The sequence below is a fragment of the Paenibacillus sp. MZ03-122A genome, assembly GCF_024213325.1.
In the GTDB taxonomy this organism is placed as follows: Bacteria; Bacillota; Bacilli; order Paenibacillales; family Paenibacillaceae; genus Paenibacillus; species Paenibacillus polymyxa_B.
Genome location: NZ_JANAVI010000013.1, coordinates 66,538 through 85,407, shown reverse-complemented (window position 1 = coordinate 85,407; position 18,870 = coordinate 66,538). Strand labels below are relative to the sequence as shown.

Below are 18,870 nucleotides of genomic sequence, written 5' to 3'. Positions count from 1 at the left end.
TGCAAACAACTAACTAATTAAACAGCTAATTGGAAACAAAGATGATTATATGATATACAGCAGTGAATTGCAAGCTTTTATTAAATGCGCATATTCAGGCAAATGGTTGAGAAATATAGGTTCAGATAGACTTGCATGTGGAGCAAATATTGGTTAAGATATACGTGGGACTTAAAAAGTTATCCCGGGACATTTTAAGACCAGTTAGAGATAGAGCATTAGAGACAGAACTTAGAAGTGTGCGGGAGTGGAAAGCATGCGAAAGATATTAGAAATACAGAAGCAGCTTCTGCCCGACCTCATGGATGTTTTGAAAAAAAGGTACACGATCCTGCATCAGATTATGCTGTCCGATGTTGTTGGACGCAGAACACTGGCAGCTTCACTGAACATGACTGAGCGCGTGTTGCGCGCCGAAACCGATCTTCTTAAAGCTCAAGGGCTAATTGAGATTGAGAGTGTAGGCATGAAGGTGAGCAAAGCAGGACTGGATCTGCTGGAACAGCTGGAGCCGATTGCGAACAACTTGTTCGGCCTGTCCCAATTGGAGGACCAGATTCGTCAAGCCTATGGTTTGAGGAAGGTGGTTGTCGTTCCAGGGGATTCGGATGCTTCTCCGTTAACAAAGCAGGAGCTGGGGCGCGCTGGAGCAAAAGCGTTGCTGAGTGTTATGGACGACGAGGATGTGGTCGCTGTAACAGGTGGCACGACGATTGCCGACGTGGCGGAACAACTGGCACTACCTTCTAATGGCCCACTTAAGGGTGGGTGGTTTGTACCGGCACGCGGGGGTTTGGGAGAAAGCATGGAAATGCAGGCCAACACAATTGCTTCCACAATGGCTCGCAAGGTAGGCGCTCAATACCGTCTGCTCCATGTACCGGATTTGCTCAGCAATCATGCTTACAACTCCTTGCTTGAAGATACGAACATTCAGGATATATTGAACCTGATTCGCGAGAGTCGTATCATCATTCACGGGATAGGCAACGCCATAGCGATGGCACATAGACGTAAACTTGATCCCGAAACCTTCGCCCAGATCAGCAGTGAGGGGGCCGTTGCCGAATCGTTTGGTTATTACTTTAACGAAGATGGCGTCGTTGTTCACAGAATGCTGACGCTTGGACTTCGATTAGAGGACATCAGGCGTACCGATACGGTTTTAGGCGTAGCTGGAGGCAAGAGCAAGGCGGCCGCTATTCATGCGGTACTGCGTTTCGGACAAGAAGACATTCTAGTCACCGACGAAGGCGCTGCTGCCGAGATTGTAAGTCATTATTTAAATGGTTAAGATGGATTTATGAATGGTGTTGTCTTGACGGGCTTTCGGGTCTGTCTTGAATATATAAAACTAAACTAAACGAACTTTGGGAGGAACTCACTCATGACAGTTAAAGTTGGTATTAACGGTTTCGGACGTATTGGACGCCTTGCTTTCCGCCGGATTCAAAACGTGGAAGGTATTGAAGTAGTAGCAATCAATGACTTGACAGATTCCAAAATGTTGGCACATTTGTTGAAATATGATACAACACAAGGTACTTTCCAAGGAGAAGTAGAAGTACATGACGGCTTCTTCAAAGTAAACGGTAAAGAAGTTAAAGTTTTGGCTAACCGCAACCCTGAAGAACTGCCTTGGGGAGACCTGGGTGTAGATATCGTTCTGGAATGCACAGGTTTCTTCACAACTAAAGAAGCTGCTGAGAAACATTTGAAAGGCGGCGCTAAAAAAGTTGTTATTTCCGCTCCAGCTACTGGCGACATGAAAACTGTCGTTTATAACGTAAACCATGAAATTCTGGACGGTACTGAAACTGTAATCTCCGGTGCTTCTTGCACAACAAACTGCCTGGCTCCTATGGCTAAAACACTGCAAGACAAATTCGGTATCATCGAAGGTTTGATGACTACAATTCACGCTTACACTGGCGACCAAAACACTTTGGATGCTCCACATGCTAAAGGTGACTTCCGTCGTGCTCGCGCAGCAGCTGAAAACATCATTCCTAACACAACTGGTGCTGCAAAAGCCATCGGTCTGGTAATTCCTGAACTGAAAGGTAAACTGGATGGCGCGGCTCAACGTGTTCCAGTAGCAACTGGTTCCCTGACTGAGTTGGTAACAGTTCTGGAGAAAAACGTAACTGCTGAAGAAATCAACGCAGCAATGAAAGAAGCTTCTGATGCTGATACTTTTGGATACACTGAAGATCAAATCGTTTCTTCCGACATCAAAGGTATCACTTACGGTTCTTTGTTTGATGCAACTCAAACTAAAGTTCTGACTGTTGGCGACAAACAACTGGTGAAAACTGTAGCTTGGTATGACAACGAAATGTCCTACACTGCACAATTGATCCGCACGTTGGAATACTTCGCAAAACTGGCTAAATAAGAACAGTCTTATTGAGCAATAACATAGAGCGGAAACAGGTTATTGTTTCCGCTCTTTATATATCAAATGTGCCTTAAATTCCTGTTTCGTAAAATTATAAGGGTGCGGAGGAATATGGAGATGAACAAAAAGAGCGTACGTGATATAGAACTGAATGGAAAACGGGTGTTTGTTCGTGTAGATTTTAACGTTCCGGTTGAGGACGGTAAAATTACGGATGACAAGCGTATTCGTGAAACCTTGCCAACCATTAACTACTTGATTGAAAAAGGTGCAAAAGTTATTTTGGCGAGTCACTTTGGACGTCCAAAAGGTCAGGTTGTTGAATCCATGCGTCTGACTCCTGTTGGCGTACGTTTGTCTGAGCTGCTGAAAAAGCCAGTAGTTAAAGTGGACGAATCGGTAGGCGAAGCTGTTAAAGCGAAAGTGGCTGAACTGCAAAACGGCGACGTGCTGTTGCTTGAAAATGTACGTTTTTATGCAGGAGAAGAAAAGAATGATCCTGAATTGGCGAAGCAATTTGCTGAACTGGCCGACGTTTTCGTGAATGACGCATTTGGTGCAGCACACCGTGCTCATGCTTCCACTGAAGGTATCGCTCATATTCTTCCGGCTGTTTCTGGCTTGCTGATGGAAAGAGAATTGTCTGTTATTGGTAAGGCTCTGTCGAATCCAGACCGTCCTTTTACAGCCATTATTGGCGGTTCCAAAGTAAAAGACAAAATCGACGTGATCGACAACTTGCTGAACATTGCAGATAACGTAATCATTGGTGGCGGTTTGACTTATACATTCTTCAAAGCTCAAGGTCATGAAGTGGGTCAATCTTTGCTGGATGAATCCAAACTGGACGTAGCTCTTGGATTTATTGAAAAAGCGAAGAAGCTCGGCAAAAACTTCTATCTTCCGGTTGATATTGTAGTATCTGACGATTTCAGCGCTACGGCGAACACGGACATTGTGGATATCGACGGCATTCCTGCAGATTGGGAAGGCGTGGACATTGGACCGAAAACACGTAAAATCTATGCAGATGTGATCAAAAACTCCAAACTGGTTGTATGGAACGGACCAATGGGCGTATTTGAAATCGAGCCTTTCGCTGGTGGTACTCGTGAAGTAGCGGAAGCTTGCGCAACAACTGAAGCATACACCATCATTGGTGGCGGGGATTCTGCGGCTGCGGCTGAAAAATTCCACTTGGCTGATAAAATGGATCATATCTCCACTGGCGGTGGCGCATCACTGGAATTTATGGAAGGCAAAGCACTTCCGGGTGTTGTTGCACTGAACGATAAATAATCAAACGCACTATGCGTGAATAAAGCTTTAGGGCACCTAATAGTTAGGAGTTGAAACCATTGAGAACACCGATTATCGCGGGTAACTGGAAGATGTTTAAAACAGTACCAGAAGCTAAAACTTTCATCGAAGAGATCAAAGGCAAAGCAGAGGTTGCAGGAGTGGAAAGCGTGATTTGCGCACCATTTACGAATCTTCCTGCCCTGGTTGAAGCAGTAAAAGGTACGTCTATTAAAATTGGCGCACAAAACCTGCACTTTGCAGAAGATGGTGCCTTTACAGGTGAAATTAGCGGTGGAATGCTGAAAGATCTGGGCGTAGATTACGTTGTGATCGGACACTCCGAGCGTCGTGAATATTTTAATGAAACAGACGAAACGGTGAACAAAAAGGTTCATGCGGCATTCCGTCATGGCCTGACTCCAATCGTGTGTGTAGGCGAAAAGCTGGAAGACCGTGAAGCTGGACAAACCAAAGAGGTTGTAAAAGTGCAAACTGTAGCAGCTTTTGCTGGTTTGGCTAAGGATCAGGCTGCACAAGTAGTTGTTGCTTATGAGCCGATCTGGGCCATCGGAACAGGCAAATCCTCCACTTCGCAGGATGCGAATGAAGTGATTTCCTATATCCGCAGTCTGATTAAAGAGCTGTATGATGAAAATACAGCAAATGCTGTACGTATTCAGTATGGTGGCAGTGTAAAACCTGAAAATGTTACTGAGTACCTGGGTCAAAGCGATATCGACGGCGCGCTCGTGGGTGGTGCCAGTCTTCAACCGGCGTCGTACATCGCGCTTGTTGAGGGGGCGAAGTAAGATGACAGCACCAAAACCGGTAGCTTTAATTATTATGGACGGGTTCGGATTGCGTGACAACGTAGAAGGTAATGCGGTTGCGCAGGCCAACAAACCGAATTACGACCGGTATTTACAACAGTATCCTCATACAACGCTGACGGCTTCTGGCGAAGCAGTGGGTCTGCCTGAAGGACAAATGGGTAACTCCGAAGTAGGTCACTTGAACATCGGCGCAGGCCGAATTGTATATCAAGACTTGACTCGTATTTCGAAGTCCATCCGTGAAGGTGAATTCTACGACAATGAAACACTGGTTAAAGCAGTGCAACATGCCAAGAAGAACAACACGAAACTTCACCTGTACGGACTTCTGTCCGACGGCGGCGTGCATAGCCATATCAGTCATCTGTTCGCTATGCTGGACTTGGCGAAAAAAGAAGGCTTAACAGAAGTGTACATTCATGCTTTCATGGATGGACGCGATGTTATGCCTGACAGCGGCGTAGGCTTTATGCAGCAGCTGATCGCTAAAATTCAAGAAGTGGGCGTAGGTAAAATTGCGACTGTACAAGGACGCTATTATGCTATGGACCGCGACAAACGTTGGGAACGTGTAGAGAAATCCTACCGTGCAATCGTGTACGGAGAAGGTCCTCAATACACAGATCCAATGGAAGCATTAAAAGAATCGTATGAAAAATCAGTGTTCGACGAATTTGTGGAGCCAACGGTTATTGTGAAGGCTGACGGAAGTCCTGTAGGTCTGGTCGAAAGCAATGACTCTGTTATCTTCCTCAATTTCCGTCCTGACCGTGCGATTCAACTGTCTCAGGTATTTACAAACGCGGACTTCCGTGGTTTTGACCGTGGTCCGAAATGGCCTAAAGATCTGCACTTTGTTTGCCTGACGTTGTTCAGCGAAACGGTTGAAGGCTTTGTAGCTTACGAACCGAAAAACCTGGATAACACGTTTGGTGAAGTGTTGGTTCAAAACAACAAAAAGCAATTGCGTATTGCTGAGACTGAGAAATATCCGCACGTTACTTTCTTTTTCAGTGGCGGACGTGATGTGGAGCTTCCTGGCGAAACTCGTATTTTGATCAACTCGCCTAAAGTGGCTACATATGACTTGCAGCCGGAAATGAGTGCGTATGAAGTAGCGGATGCTGCTGTTAAGGAAATCGAAGCCGACAAGCATGATGCGATTATCCTGAACTTTGCCAATCCGGATATGGTTGGACACTCCGGTATGCTGGAGCCAACGATTAAGGCGGTAGAGACGACGGATGAATGTGTTGGACGTGTTGTAGATGCGGTTAAAGCCAAAGGCGGCGTGGTTATTATCATTGCTGACCATGGTAACGCCGATATGGAAATTGATGAGCAGGGACGTCCGTTCACAGCTCACACAACTAATCCGGTTCCGTTCATTTTGACTGACGAAAATATCGTTTTGCGTGAGCATGGAATACTTGCTGACGTAGCTCCAACGCTTCTGGATTTGATGCAACTTCCGCAACCTGCGGAAATGACAGGAAAATCTATGATTGCATCCCGCAAGTAAGCTTGATTTAATAAGTATAGGCTTGACCAACAAATCATGATTCACAAAGGAGATTAAGTACAAATGACTATTATTTCTGACGTGTACGCTCGCGAAGTCCTCGACTCCCGTGGTAACCCTACGGTTGAAGTTGAAGTTTATCTGGAATCCGGTGCTATCGGTAGTGCTATCGTTCCTTCCGGTGCCTCCACAGGCGCTCACGAAGCTGTAGAGCTTCGTGATAACGACAAATCCCGTTACCTGGGTAAAGGCGTTCTGCAAGCTGTTAAAAACGTGAACGAAATTATTGCTCCTGAAGTAATCGGCTTGGATGCTGTGAACCAAGTAGAAATCGACACGCTGATGATCAAATTGGATGGTACACATAACAAAGGTAAATTGGGTGCAAATGCAATTCTGGCAGTATCCATGGCTGTAGCTCGCGCTGCTGCTGAAGCTCTGGGCTTGCCACTGTACACTTACCTGGGCGGATTCAATGCTAAACAATTGCCAGTACCAATGATGAACATCGTTAACGGTGGCGCTCATGCCGACAATAACGTTGACGTACAAGAGTTCATGGTTCTGCCTGTAGGCGCTCCTACATTTAAAGAAGCTCTGCGTGTAGGCGCAGAAATCTTCCACAACCTGAAATCTGTACTGAACTCCAAAGGTTTGAACACAGCTGTTGGTGATGAAGGTGGTTTTGCTCCTAACTTCAAATCTAACGAAGAAGCTCTGTCCACTATTATCGAAGCGATCGAAAAAGCTGGTTACAAACCAGGTGTTGACGTATTCCTCGGTATGGACGTTGCCTCCACTGAGTTCTTCAAAGATGGAAAATACACTTTGGAAGGCGAAGGCAAATCCTTCACTTCTGCTGAGTTCGTTGACCTGCTTGCTTCTTGGGTTGATAAATACCCAATCATCACTATTGAAGATGGTTGCTCCGAAGATGACTGGGAAGGTTGGAAATTGCTCACTGAAAAATTGGGCAACAAAATCCAACTGGTTGGTGACGACCTGTTCGTAACAAACACAGAGCGTCTGGCTAAAGGTATCGATGAAAACATCGGTAACTCCATCCTGATCAAAGTAAACCAAATCGGTACGCTGACTGAAACATTTGATGCCATCGAATTGGCTAAACGTGCAGGATACACAGCTGTTATCTCTCACCGTTCCGGTGAATCCGAAGACAGCACAATCGCTGATATCGCTGTTGCAACAAATGCAGGCCAAATTAAAACAGGTGCTCCTTCCCGTACTGACCGTATTGCGAAGTACAACCAATTGCTCCGCATTGAGGATCAACTGGGTGAACTGGCTCAATACCACGGCCTGAAATCTTTCTACAACCTGAAAAAATAATATTGCGCAAAAATGCTGATGGCGTCTCTTGACTCATGGTTTATGATCATGAAGTCTGAACGCTCAAAGCTTTTTCGCATGAATAAAACAGGCCTACTCGCCACCGCGAGCAGGTCTGTTTTTTGTTATTATGGATGTGTATGAGAATTTATAACTTTGCAAAGGCTTAATGGCTGAGTGACTTGCTATAGCTGTTGTTATCTACTGGAAGCTGTGGTAGAATAGAAATAGTGTTTTGCGTTAATTTCCGGCTAGTTATAACATGATATGTACATGTTTTCATAAAAGAGGCTGTGTTGTTTTGCAAAACAGATGTATAAGCTCAGGAGGTGGGATTTTTCATGGAAATCTTTTTGAAAGTGCTGCTCGTTGTGTTCTCGATTGCTGTTATTGCGGTTGTTTTACTGCAAAAGGGGAAAAGCGCAGGTTTGTCCGGTGCCATCTCTGGCGGTGCTGAGCATCTGTTCGGCAAGACAAAAGCTCGCGGTATGGATTTGATTTTACAACGCGCAACTGCTGTTTTGGGTGCGGGTTTCATGATCGTTTCTGTTTTAGTTGCATTTTTTGCAAAATAAGATAAATATGTACCTTAAGCCTTCGTTTCGCGGGAAACGGGGGCTTTTTTTAGATTTTGGACAGGCAGGGATGCCGTCGATTAAATTCGTGTATACTAGGGTATGAGTATATTAAGAGCCTTGTATCAGGAGCAAGGAACAAGGACATGCGGATTTTATTACTGAAAATTAAAGGTCACCCGAGGTGGACAATATTATGATAACAGAGCAACAACTACTCGATTTTATGCGCGAGACCGCATACAAACCCATGACTTACCAGGAGCTGGAGCAGCACTTTGATATTAAGGATGCCGATGATTTCCGTGAATTTCTTAAGCTATTGAATGCCTTGGAGGAAGAGGGGAAAATTCTGCTGACCCGCACAAACCGTTATGGTGTGCCGGAACGAATGGATTTGCAGCGTGGGCGTTTGCAGGCTCATGCCAAGGGATTTGCTTTTCTGATTCCAGAGGACCGGGAGCACCCGGATGTATATATTCATGCCAATGATTTAAAGAGTGCGATGAATGGAGATACGGTACTGGTAAGAGTGTCCTCGAAGGGACCTGCGGGCGGTCGACTAGAAGGTGAAGTTGTACGGATCGTGAAGCGCGCAGTGCTTCAAGTAGTAGGCGTGTTTCAGAGCCACGAAGCATACGGTTTCGTTTTGCCGGATGATAAGCGTATTAACCGGGATATTTTTATTCCAAAAACAAGCTTCAATGGAGCTGTAAACGGTCAAAAGGTCGTTGTGCGTATTGTGAGCTATCCAGAAGGACGAGCAGCAGCGGAAGGCGAAGTGTTGGAGGTTTTGGGTCATAAGGATGATCCGGGCGTCGACATTTTGTCAGTTATTCGTAAGCATCAGCTTCCGGAAGCTTTTCCAGATGAAGTGACAGAGGAAGCCGAGAATGCTCCCGACGCGATTACGGAAGAAGAGATTGTACGTCAGGGACGGCGCGATCTGCGTGATAAGATCATTGTTACCATTGATGGTGAGGATGCCAAAGACCTGGATGATGCTGTCAATGTAGAGCGCTTGCCGAACGGAAACTACCGTCTGGGCGTTCATATTGCCGACGTAGGGTATTATGTGCGTGAGAACTCCAAGCTGGATCAGGAGGCATATAACCGCGGTTGTAGCGTGTATTTGGTTGACCGTGTCATTCCTATGCTTCCACATCGACTTTCGAACGGAATATGTTCTTTGAATCCACAGGTGGATCGACTGACTTTATCCTGTGAGATGGAATTCAATGAGCATATGAAGGTTGTAAAGCATGATATTTTCACCAGTGTGATTAAAACGAAGGAACGGATGACGTACACTAACGTTCGCAAAATCCTCGAAGAGGAAGATGCTGAACTGATGGAACGGTACAAGGATCTTGTTGAAGTATTCGGCACGATGAAGGAATTGGCATTGAAGCTGCGTGCTAATCGAATGCGCCGAGGCGCGGTTGATTTTGACTTTGATGAAGCCAAAGTGATTGTGGATGATGAAGGCAAAGCTGTCGATATTGTAAAGAGAGATCGTACGATAGCTGAACAAATTATTGAAGAGTTTATGTTGGCGGCCAATGAAACGGTAGCCGAACATTTCCATTGGCTCAAAGTACCTTTCTTGTACCGGATTCATGAGGACCCAGATCCAGAGAAGCTGCAAAACTTTATGGCTTTCGCAGCTAATTTTGGGCATCAGATCAAAGGTAGAGGGAATTCCATTCATCCGCGTGCGCTACAAACGTTGCTAGAAGACATTCAGGGTACGAAGGAGCAAACCGTGCTTAGCACGATGATGCTGCGTTCGATGAAGCAGGCAAAGTATGATGCGGAGTCGACAGGACATTTTGGATTGGCAGCGGAGTATTACTCTCATTTTACATCGCCGATCCGTCGTTACCCTGACTTGGTGATTCACCGTGTCATTCGTGAGGTATTGGAGAATGGTGGGGCTTTAACAGCCGAGCGTCAGGAATATTTGACTGCACGTATGCCTGATATTGCGCAGCAATCTTCCGAGCGTGAGCGTGTGGCTGTGGATGCAGAGCGTGATACAGAGCAGATGAAAAAGGCTGAATACATGCTGGACAAGGTCGGCGAGGAATTCGAGGGGATCATCAGCAGTGTAACCAGCTTCGGAATGTTCATTGAGCTCGACAATACAGTGGAGGGCCTGACGCGTCTGAGTGCGCTTACGGACGACTATTATCATTTTGACGAGCAGCATATGGCGTTGATTGGCGAACGCACCTCCAAGGTGTTCCGCATTGGGGATGAGGTTAAAGTTCGCGTCGCACGTGTGAATATGGAAGATTACACAATTGACTTTGAACTTGTCGATATGAAGCAACGGCAACGCCGTGAACGGACTGGCGGTACAGGACAGGGTGGAGACTTTGCGCGTGGCGAGAGCCGTGGTAAAGGCAAAGGCCGAGAAGGGCGTGACCGCAAGGGCGGCAAGGACAAGACTGGCAAAGAGCGTAAAGGCGGTCGTGATGTTACCGGGAAGCCAAAAGAAGCTGGCGCTGGTAACGGAGGGATTAGCACCGCAGGTCGTTCCGGGCGCGGCGGCGGAAACGGAGCTGGAGCCGGCTCAGCTAGCAGCTTCGGCTTTGGCAGTGGCAAAGGCGGGTATAACTCACCAGCATCCGGGGCAAGCAAGCGACGGAAGAAGACGTCTGCTAGCGGTATTTTCATCGGCGGAGCAGCTACACCAGGTAGTGATGCCAGACCAAACGGTGAAGGCGCAGCACGTCGCAAGCGGAAGAATAAGGGCGGAAGTGGCGGCAATAGCACCGCGGGCTTTGTGCGGAAAAAGAAGAAGTAGGAAGTTAGAGTTTACTTACTTTGAAGGGTGGAGCTTCCATTGCAGTGAATGAAGCTGACTTTGAAGCATAGGTTATACGGGCGGTTTCTGTCTGCTGTATTGGATGGAAGCCGCTTGGTTTTAAGTGTGATATAAGTGCAGTTTGAAATGTAGAAGGCTTGACCTTTCTTGCTTTTACCATCTGAAATTTGTTACAATATATTTCTAGGTGGCTCTTTGTAGCCGGATTTTGATGCTTGGATTTCAAGAGTGAATTACGTTATTCATAAGGAGTGGTATTCATGGGTAAGAAGGCAGACGGGAAAGTGCTCGCCCAGAACAAAAAAGCTTCCCATGACTATTTTATTGAGGACACCTACGAGGCGGGCATGGTGCTTACGGGAACAGAAATTAAGTCTCTACGGAATGGTCGCTCCAATATAAGTGATGCATTTGCTACGATCCGTAATGGCGAAATTCATATTCACAATATGCATATCAGTCCTTTCGAGCAAGGCAATCGTAATAATCCTACCGATCCGACCCGTACACGTAAGCTGCTGTTGCATAAAGAACAGATTCGCAAGCTTATCGGATTGTCCAAACAGGAAGGCTACACGATTGTTCCGTTAAAGATTTATGTTCGCAATGGTTATGCCAAGCTTCTGCTCGGACTGGGTAGAGGTAAGAAGCAGTATGATAAACGTGATGCTGCCGCTAAACGCGATGCACAGCGTGATATCCAACGTGCTTTGCGCGAGAAGCAGAAAATTGCAAGATAAGTTGCTGTATTATTGGGTATGGTACAAATTACGTGGAGAAGTTATTTGTTCCTGTAATGGTGCTATTTTATAAGGCTTAAATAGCTTCATTTCGTTTCGTAATGACCTGTAATATGGTATACTAACGAAGTAGTCAGTTTTAAAGCTTTTAACTTTGTTCGAGTGTTGAATCCTAGGATTCAGCTTTTGATATTATGCATGCTTATGCTCCGGTATTTCCGGTTTTAACCGTGGAGCCCTTTTATAATAAGGGGGCGTTTATGGATTCGACGGGGATAGTTCGAGCATGGGTAGCGGGTAGTGGGGACGCGTCCGCTTCATCAACGCTAAAGCCTATTAAACGGCAAACAACAAAACAACTACGCTTTCGCAGCCTAAGAAACTGTGTGCGTGCTTCTACCCAGCATCGTCCATGTGACTGGGATAGGGGCTAACAAATAGTGGAATACGCTGTCTCATCTCCGCCTGCGGTGAGCTGAAGAAGATAATCAGGCTGACCCGAAGGGAATCCGGTGACAGGGAGTTTCTAGGGTGACATCAAAACTGTCACTACACCCGTAGAAGCTTATGTGTCGTTATCTTCGGACAGGGGTTCGACTCCCCTCGCCTCCATCGATCAAATCCACAACTTGTAGTTTAAAGATGACTTCTACATGTTCTTTGTAGACGATCACCTTTTCTACATAGCTGCCGATGAACTTCTTGATCTCAGGAAGGTTCCGGCTGGTGATGTGGTCCTGAAAGCCAGAAAGCAGTTGTCGCAGAGCATCCTCTGTGATGGCTGCTTTTTCTTTTACCTGCTGAGCCTCAAGCAGTTTCGTTTCTAGCTCAATCTTTTGCTGTTCCAGTGAGGACAACTTTTCAAGAATGGTAGGATTGTTCAGACCGCCAGCCACCGCATTTACAATGTTATCAATCTGGCGCTCCACACCTTCCAGACTCTTGGTCAGGCGTTGTTGATCGGCTTTGACGCTCGTTTGCTTGGAATTCTGGTACTCATTAAGCTGTTTAGCCAGAACAGGGATAGCCTGATCGTTAAAAATCTTCTCCTGAAGCTGAGCCAGCACGTAGGCTTCAATGTATTCGCGGCGCAGCTCAGGGTTTTTACATGCCTTTGTCCGATCACGGTTACCGCAGCGGTAGGTGACATATTTCAGTTTGCTTCTACCGCTGTATTTGGTATTGCCCATCATGGCATACTGAATGCCTACGTTTTTCAAACATTCCCCGCAAACAATGAGTCCGCTAAGCAGGTACATTTCTTTTGCCTTGTAAGCGCCAGGTTGGCGCTTGTTTTGATTCATCTTATCCTGTGCCTTCTGAAAATCTTCCTTGGTTACAAGTTGTGGCATACCACCTTCGACACGAATTACATCTTCACTATTTTTATGCCGGTTGCCATTACGCTTACCAGCCGCATCCTTGCTGTCGGTGAGGTTGAAAATGTAGGTGCCTGTGTACTTTTCATTGCGAAGAATGGTACCTAAGGTTCCCTTGCTGATCGGTTTTCCATAACGTGATGTGTAGCCTTGCTCCGTCAGTTCTCGAATGATCTGATTATAGCCGTGACCAGCGAGGAACATAGAAAAAACAGTTTCGACGATGCCGCGTTCCTCTTCATTAATGATGTACTTTTTTGTTACAGGATCTACAGCATAGCCGATGGGAGGTAAGCCGCCTGTATGTTTACATTGGTATGCTGTTTCTTTCATCCCCTTCATGACCTCACGGGCCAAGTTTTTGGAATAGTACTCAGCCATACCTTCCAGCAAAGATTCCAGAATGACACTTTCGGGAGAGCCATCTAGGTTTTCGGTGACGCTGTACAGTTTAATACCGTTCAACTTCAGTTTGCGTTTGTATTTAGCACTGTCGTATTTGTCCCGGCTGAAACGATCCAACTTATGAACAATGAGCACATCAAATAATCCTTTTTCACTGTCGAGAATCATTTGCTGGAACTGTGGACGTTTATCTGAGGTGGCGCTTTTGGCGCGGTCGATATAGACTTTAACGAGTTCAAAGCCTTTTTGTTTGCAGTAGGCTTCAATGGCTCGAACCTGAGCGTCGATGGATTCATCCCGTTGGTTGTCACTGGAAAAGCGAGCGTAAGCTGCGGCGCGTTGAATAGTCATTGGTATAATTACCCCTTTCGATGTAGGCGAAATGATAGTAAATAGAAATCAAAGGCTGGCTCCTCAGAAAGAGGAGCACAGCAAGATAAAGATAAAGATAAAGATAAAGCGAGCCTATTGGTTCAGCGTTGCTTTTTGAGAATGGTATCCAGCATCTGCACAGCAGGAAGATAGTAACATTCCGTTGTTTCCCGCACTTGGTCGATTTGGTTCCACGACGTCGTATCTGGATCAGTACAGGTGTGTTTCAGCTTATGCCTTGAAATACGAGTGACGTAATGTACGAGTATGATAATCTCCCCCGATGGCTTATTTTTTATTTTGACTAATAATCTCTATGGTCAGTTGAGCTGCTGCAACGATGAGGGCCAAGATTAACTTTTCCAATTTAAAATAGCCCCCTTTCCTTCATGCTGACATAGCCATCCTGGCCTAAAATGATATGATCCAGTAGCTCGATACCGAGCAGTTCCCCACTTTTTTGAAGCCTTCTGGACATGGAAATATCTTCGCTACTTGGCGTAGGGTCACCCGACGGGTGGTTATGACAAGCGATGATGGATGCTGCATTGGAAAGAATGGAAAATTTGAAAACCTCCCTGGGATGCAAGATAGATGAATTGAGCGTGCCAAGTGAAACCTGCTGTAAGGCCAGCGGCTGGTTTTTGGTGCTCAGCGTGAGAATACAGAAGGACTCCCGATCACAATCACCAATGAACTCTCGAAAGAGTTGGACGGTATCGTCCGGCTTATGAACTTTGCGACCTGAAAACAGCATTGACTTTTCTCGAATTAACTTCAAGTGAATCACTTGAACTCGCTTCATAGTGTTATTCATGTGATAACCTCCAGAGCAGAATATTATAAGATAGACGCTGTTAATAGGCCCATCCTATTTATAATTTCTGTTTGAAGCCTTATTTGAAACGTTTTAACGTGCTTTTAACAACATGTATTCAAATATACTTAACTAAAATCATCTCGTGATTCATTGGTAAACCGGAGATGACATTCCAAATCAATAGAGCTTTCATCTACATGTAACCATTCGGCAACCGAGCGGACAACACTAGACGTGTAAAAATGATGTTGTTCGAAGGTTATAACATAGTCATGATCTCCGGGCTCAAAGGTAATGAAGTACCATCCATCCTGAACGCTCCAATCTTCGCAGGTACCCTGTAAATGCTTGGTCAGTTTGAGTATAGAAAAGTCATCGAGATGTACTTGGTCACAAGGAATACGGATAACGTAATGCCCTAGGATGCAGACACTGGAATAGATGTATTCTAGCAATTCACTGATTGTGTACGGTTCATTATAAAATTTCATAGTGATTACCCCCGTATGATAAAAGTTTTTGGAAAAACAACATAGAAAATGATTACAAACAAATGAAGATCGTTTAAGAAATCGTGCTCAGTGTCGTGGCGTTGAAGCGACCCGAAAGGAGCGTTTGTGAAATCTTGTGCCACGGCCTTCTTTCCTTGCAGGATATGGCTTTTTTTAGGTGTCGTGGCGCTTGTGATCCTTTTTCTGAAAAACTATTCTTTTTATTTTTAGATGATTAAGGATGAAAAGATTTGTCAGGGGGGGGGGAAGAAGCCACAAGCGCCCCGCTTTCTTCAAACCCCTTACCAGGCAAGGAGTCCAGGCGTGGCGTGCCTTTGATTTACCTGCCACACCTTCGTCCCTGACTGTCCTACAACGCCTCGGATTACCGTTTAATCCAGGTCATCAATGTTATCAACGACTTGGACTTGAGTGCTCTTCATCCAAGAAGGCTTAGGAGCGAGTTTCAGGCAAATGCCTTTGATTAAACGTTCCCCGCCGGACTTATTGGTTTCAAATACAATTCCTTGTTCATTCAAAACTTCTTTTACTTTATTCGTCAGTTGCTGGTTGCTGATGTTGGACAGACCGTTATGGCCTTCACGCTGACACCAGTCTACAAAACCAGCTTTTAGGCCCTTGTTAAGCAGTCTACTCTCAGGATTAGCTTCAATCATATCCTCAACAAACATTTGAACAGGGTTGATCATTTGGCTGTACTGGTTAGCCAGTTGCTGTACCTTTTTCGACTTTGTAAAACGGTATGAGTGTTTACGTAAACGTTCCAATCCTTTTAACGCGAAGTTCAAAATACCAGCACCCTCCTTCATCAGCTTGTCCTTCAAATTCGGATCTTTTTGCTCGTCTGTAAATGTCTTTTCAAAGGGAAGGATGGTCATTTTACGTATTAGTCCGTAGCTTTTGTCCTTGGAGTAGGGCAGGTTGTTCGTTGCAAATATGAGCTTACAAAACAGCTCCTGCATGTAGCCCTGTTTGAACTTTTCTTCCGTACGAACGGGATCGCCGGAAGCGATAGCCTTTAGGTAGCTCGTTTCAATCCCCTTACTGCCTACTTCATTCTCGGTGGTGATGTTGACCAGTTTGTTAATCATCTCGGAACGGGCAAAAGGTTTTTCCAGGTCATTTAAAGAGAGAGCCGATGTATTACGTTCTCCAATCAGGCTTTTCAGCACATGAATGAGTACAGACTTCCCGTTAGATCCTTTGCCGTAAAAGAGAAAGACTTGCTCGGCTTGGGTGGATGTGGTCAGACAGTAGCCAAAGATTTCGGCAATGAGGTCAATACGCTCCTGGTCCTGATCGAAAATATCATTCAAAAAGGCTTCAAATTTTGGACATGTAGCTTCAGGGTCATACGCGATGGGAACCTGTACGCTGGAATAGAACTTAGGATCATGATCGTCCAACTGGAAGTTACGTAGGTCAAGCATCCCATTTTTTAGGTTAATGTAGTCGCGCTTGCCGTCCATTAGATGTTCCCGTGTGCAATCACGTGTCAAGGCAGTCATGTACTCCGCTTCGATTTTAGAATTCCAGAAATAAGGAACCCAAGTGTGAAGAATTTTTCGTACATTCTTTTTGAGTACATCGGGAAGTTGATCCCGCCATACTCCAGAATTGTAAACATAGTAACGTTGCTCAGGAGCTACAAAAATAGTTTTGAGGTAATGACGACGGATGAATTCAGAAAATAGGTTAGGGTTTAAGCGTGTCGGCTTATTGTTATTATCTAAGGTAAAGCCAACGTCTTTCGGACCTATATTATGCAGAGACTTCAGTTTGGACGTTTTGGACATGTAGGAATTAGGACGAGTACTTTTTTTGGTTTTGGGTTGACTTAACATTTTAGCAGGACTATTCACGATGATTCCCTCCTCATTTGTACGTACATGGTTTTGGAAGCAAGTGGCGATTTGTTGTTCATTACAGCCAAACGTGCGGCAGCGCGTAGGTGGCTTCTTGTTCTGCTGTAATTGACGAATGCGATTCTGACTATGTGTGTCGTGTTTATCAGAAAGCGCAGAAAACTCTAATGCTAACTCCTTTGGGAGTAACTGTACCCACTTAAACCAGGTTTCTTCATCCAGACCCTGTTGTTGCTGGGTGACGTAATCCTGGGCAAAACGGGGGCAACGACCGTACAAGGTTTTCAGGTTACCTTGTACGTTGGTTTGTGCAGATGCAAACGTGTTTTTGTTGGTCGGCACCCGAGTAGGATGCTGAAAAATCCATGAGGGTGCTTCTGCCAGCAATGCACTGGCCTTTAGGGTTCGATGATCCATTGGTATTGACCTCCGTTTGTATGAATGGATGGGGGAAGAACGGTCTGACGTCCACTTCCCAACACGTTTACTTCGCAATGTGACTCCGTCGGGTGTCGCTCTACCCAACTAGTGAACGACGAACCTTCCGGGATTTTGTACAAGTATCTCATTCCTCCACTAGGGGTACTGAATTGCCATGTAGAGGGTACAAACCCTTGGGAAATGCGCTCTAGGATGTCAAATCCCTTCTCTCCATCCACATCGATGCCGATGATGCTGCTATTTTCTCCTAGTACCAACCCGATGTTACATGACGGGCATTTGGAGAGCCAACGGTTAATCTTGGCTTGGGATGGTGGCGCAGCCTCTTGCCATCCCTTAAACAAAGGAACTTTTCCAGGATGTCTGCATGTTTCTTTATGCCTCTCAGACATCCCTTCGTGATTGTGAGGGCAAAGTGGTATGACAGGTAAGCCCATGGCTGCGTATTTGTAAAAGTAACGCCGTATTTCCTCCGTACGATCTGTAGCATTCTGACTATTTGGGTTGTTCATGATGTTATTCCCCTCTCTGTTTTCTAAACCTTAACCGCATTTCTATCTCTTGAAGAAGGTAAAGCGGCTAAGCGTATTTGGTTATCAAAGAACTTGTTGCAAGCTTGTTCAAGTTAATTTGCGTTGCTTGCATAATAAGAATATCAAAGATAAAAGGACGTTTTTTGTAGTTGAGTAGGATTGAATTTTTGAAAAAAAATGAATAGGGATATTGAAGCTCCCCTGTTGTGTTTTTGAGAGTATTCAAGTTCCCAAAATTCTATCAAGAGCATTGCTTTTTATATGAATTTCTCGTTTTTTTGAGGTTTTACGTTAAATTTCTCCCGTTTTGAAAAAAAACTATAGTTGAATCGAGGAAATTTTTAGAAAAAGAGCGATGAGGAATTACTCCTCACCGCTCAAATTAAGGTTCTTCTCTTTTTCTTTCTTTTTCTTATCAGCTATCTGTCGTAGTTTGTCGATCTGTTTTATGGAAAAATATTTAATAATAATTTTAATCAAATATTTCTTGGATAGGTGTTCAAGGGATTCAGCCATTTCTACTTTGTCTTCTTCTTTTAGCGCCTTATTTTTATTCGTTCTTTCTCGTTTCAGCTTTCTTAACAAGTTATTCGTTTCTTGTGAAACTTCTTTAAGTATTTTTAGAACTTCATTATACTTAGCTTGATTGTACAAGTGCTTTATTGGCTGGTTAGTTATTAGGATTTCCTTAACGATCTTAGCCGCGTGCTCATCTTGTCCTGATATTGTTAATAGAATACGATCATCCAAAATATCAACTTCAAAATCAGCATACAGGATATCTGCTTTATTAATAATTGCCCCTATATTATTGCGTAGTTTCTCTCTGCTTCTTTTAATGGCTGGATTCATCGTTGTAGTCTCTCCCTTCTTGAAAAGTATATATGGAAGCAGGCTAAAAGTTAAGAAGGACTTACGATGACTTGCAGAGCATAAAAAAGACGAGATTTCACAGCTCGTCTTTCTGTACATCTAGCTGCTATTAAA

At 44.9% G+C, this 18,870-nt stretch carries 15 protein-coding genes and 1 other RNA gene; 10 read left to right on the top strand and 6 right to left on the bottom strand.

Features of this window, described 5'->3' with window-relative positions; translation table 11 throughout:
* Positions 1–256: 256 nt before the first annotated feature.
* The 10 genes from NLX74_RS21240 (at position 257) to ssrA (ending at position 12,171) form a co-directional block, all read left to right on the top strand.
* Positions 257–1,294 (top strand): sugar-binding transcriptional regulator, encoded by a 1,038-nt coding sequence (locus NLX74_RS21240; RefSeq protein WP_013308261.1) that lies wholly within the window; start codon positions 257–259, stop codon positions 1,292–1,294.
* 93 nt (positions 1,295–1,387) lie between these two features.
* Positions 1,388–2,398, top strand: a complete 1,011-nt coding sequence (gene gap / locus NLX74_RS21235) for a type I glyceraldehyde-3-phosphate dehydrogenase (RefSeq protein WP_165179540.1) — start codon at positions 1,388–1,390, stop codon at positions 2,396–2,398.
* Between the two features lie 120 nt (positions 2,399–2,518).
* Complete coding sequence (locus NLX74_RS21230; RefSeq protein ID WP_013308263.1) at positions 2,519–3,700, top strand: phosphoglycerate kinase; 1,182 nt, start codon at positions 2,519–2,521, stop codon at positions 3,698–3,700.
* A 59-nt stretch (positions 3,701–3,759) separates the two neighbouring features.
* Complete coding sequence (tpiA, locus tag NLX74_RS21225) at positions 3,760–4,512, top strand: triose-phosphate isomerase (RefSeq protein WP_013308264.1); 753 nt, start codon at positions 3,760–3,762, stop codon at positions 4,510–4,512.
* A gap of 1 nt (position 4,513) precedes the next feature.
* Positions 4,514–6,058: a 2,3-bisphosphoglycerate-independent phosphoglycerate mutase gene (gene gpmI, locus NLX74_RS21220; protein WP_254329958.1), complete on the top strand. Its 1,545-nt coding sequence runs from the start codon at positions 4,514–4,516 to the stop codon at positions 6,056–6,058.
* A gap of 63 nt (positions 6,059–6,121) precedes the next feature.
* On the top strand, positions 6,122–7,408 hold the full coding sequence (gene eno, locus NLX74_RS21215) for a phosphopyruvate hydratase (RefSeq protein WP_013308266.1): 1,287 nt from the start codon (positions 6,122–6,124) through the stop codon (positions 7,406–7,408).
* A gap of 341 nt (positions 7,409–7,749) precedes the next feature.
* Complete coding sequence (gene secG, locus NLX74_RS21210) at positions 7,750–7,983, top strand: preprotein translocase subunit SecG (protein WP_013308268.1); 234 nt, start codon at positions 7,750–7,752, stop codon at positions 7,981–7,983.
* Between the two features lie 196 nt (positions 7,984–8,179).
* Positions 8,180–10,795, top strand: coding sequence for a ribonuclease R (gene rnr, locus NLX74_RS21205; protein WP_254329956.1), 2,616 nt, complete (start codon positions 8,180–8,182; stop codon positions 10,793–10,795).
* Positions 10,796–11,076: 281 nt separating this feature from the next.
* Positions 11,077–11,556, top strand: a complete 480-nt coding sequence (gene smpB, locus NLX74_RS21200; protein WP_013308270.1) for an SsrA-binding protein SmpB — start codon at positions 11,077–11,079, stop codon at positions 11,554–11,556.
* A 250-nt stretch (positions 11,557–11,806) separates the two neighbouring features.
* Positions 11,807–12,171, top strand: a transfer-messenger RNA (tmRNA) gene (gene ssrA, locus NLX74_RS21195).
* Here the strand turns inward: ssrA and NLX74_RS21190 are convergent.
* The 6 genes from NLX74_RS21190 to NLX74_RS21165 form a co-directional block, all read right to left on the bottom strand.
* Entirely contained in the window at positions 12,132–13,691 is a 1,560-nt protein-coding gene (locus tag NLX74_RS21190) for a recombinase family protein (protein ID WP_254329955.1), read from the bottom strand. The two genes, ssrA and NLX74_RS21190, sit on opposite strands and share 40 nt — an antisense overlap.
* 388 nt (positions 13,692–14,079) lie before the next feature.
* Positions 14,080–14,529, bottom strand: coding sequence for a JAB domain-containing protein (locus NLX74_RS21185; RefSeq protein WP_025675870.1), 450 nt, complete (start codon positions 14,527–14,529; stop codon positions 14,080–14,082).
* 128 nt (positions 14,530–14,657) lie between these two features.
* A complete protein-coding gene (locus NLX74_RS21180; RefSeq protein WP_139625352.1) occupies positions 14,658–15,023 on the bottom strand; it encodes a hypothetical protein in 366 nt (121 codons plus the stop codon).
* Positions 15,024–15,415: 392 nt separating this feature from the next.
* Entirely contained in the window at positions 15,416–17,326 is a 1,911-nt protein-coding gene (locus tag NLX74_RS21175) for a DNA primase family protein (RefSeq protein WP_254329953.1), read from the bottom strand.
* Positions 17,308–17,862, bottom strand: coding sequence for a bifunctional DNA primase/polymerase (locus NLX74_RS21170; protein ID WP_254329951.1), 555 nt, complete (start codon positions 17,860–17,862; stop codon positions 17,308–17,310). Before NLX74_RS21170 ends, NLX74_RS21175 begins: the two co-directional genes overlap by 19 nt.
* A gap of 384 nt (positions 17,863–18,246) precedes the next feature.
* Positions 18,247–18,735 (bottom strand): hypothetical protein, encoded by a 489-nt coding sequence (locus tag NLX74_RS21165; RefSeq protein WP_254329949.1) that lies wholly within the window; start codon positions 18,733–18,735, stop codon positions 18,247–18,249.
* Positions 18,736–18,870: the final 135 nt, after the last annotated feature.

Coding starts and splice junctions, on each gene's coding strand:
- NLX74_RS21240 (WP_013308261.1), top strand. CDS start 257: ATGCGAAAGATATTAGAAATACAGAAGCAGCTTCTGCCCGACCTCATG.
- gap (WP_165179540.1), top strand. CDS start 1,388: ATGACAGTTAAAGTTGGTATTAACGGTTTCGGACGTATTGGACGCCTT.
- NLX74_RS21230 (WP_013308263.1), top strand. CDS start 2,519: ATGAACAAAAAGAGCGTACGTGATATAGAACTGAATGGAAAACGGGTG.
- gpmI (WP_254329958.1), top strand. CDS start 4,514: ATGACAGCACCAAAACCGGTAGCTTTAATTATTATGGACGGGTTCGGA.
- eno (WP_013308266.1), top strand. CDS start 6,122: ATGACTATTATTTCTGACGTGTACGCTCGCGAAGTCCTCGACTCCCGT.
- secG (WP_013308268.1), top strand. CDS start 7,750: ATGGAAATCTTTTTGAAAGTGCTGCTCGTTGTGTTCTCGATTGCTGTT.
- rnr (WP_254329956.1), top strand. CDS start 8,180: ATGATAACAGAGCAACAACTACTCGATTTTATGCGCGAGACCGCATAC.
- smpB (WP_013308270.1), top strand. CDS start 11,077: ATGGGTAAGAAGGCAGACGGGAAAGTGCTCGCCCAGAACAAAAAAGCT.
- NLX74_RS21190 (WP_254329955.1), bottom strand. CDS start 13,691: ATGACTATTCAACGCGCCGCAGCTTACGCTCGCTTTTCCAGTGACAAC.
- NLX74_RS21185 (WP_025675870.1), bottom strand. CDS start 14,529: ATGAATAACACTATGAAGCGAGTTCAAGTGATTCACTTGAAGTTAATT.
- NLX74_RS21180 (WP_139625352.1), bottom strand. CDS start 15,023: ATGAAATTTTATAATGAACCGTACACAATCAGTGAATTGCTAGAATAC.
- NLX74_RS21175 (WP_254329953.1), bottom strand. CDS start 17,326: ATGGATCATCGAACCCTAAAGGCCAGTGCATTGCTGGCAGAAGCACCC.
- NLX74_RS21170 (WP_254329951.1), bottom strand. CDS start 17,862: ATGAACAACCCAAATAGTCAGAATGCTACAGATCGTACGGAGGAAATA.
- NLX74_RS21165 (WP_254329949.1), bottom strand. CDS start 18,735: ATGAATCCAGCCATTAAAAGAAGCAGAGAGAAACTACGCAATAATATA.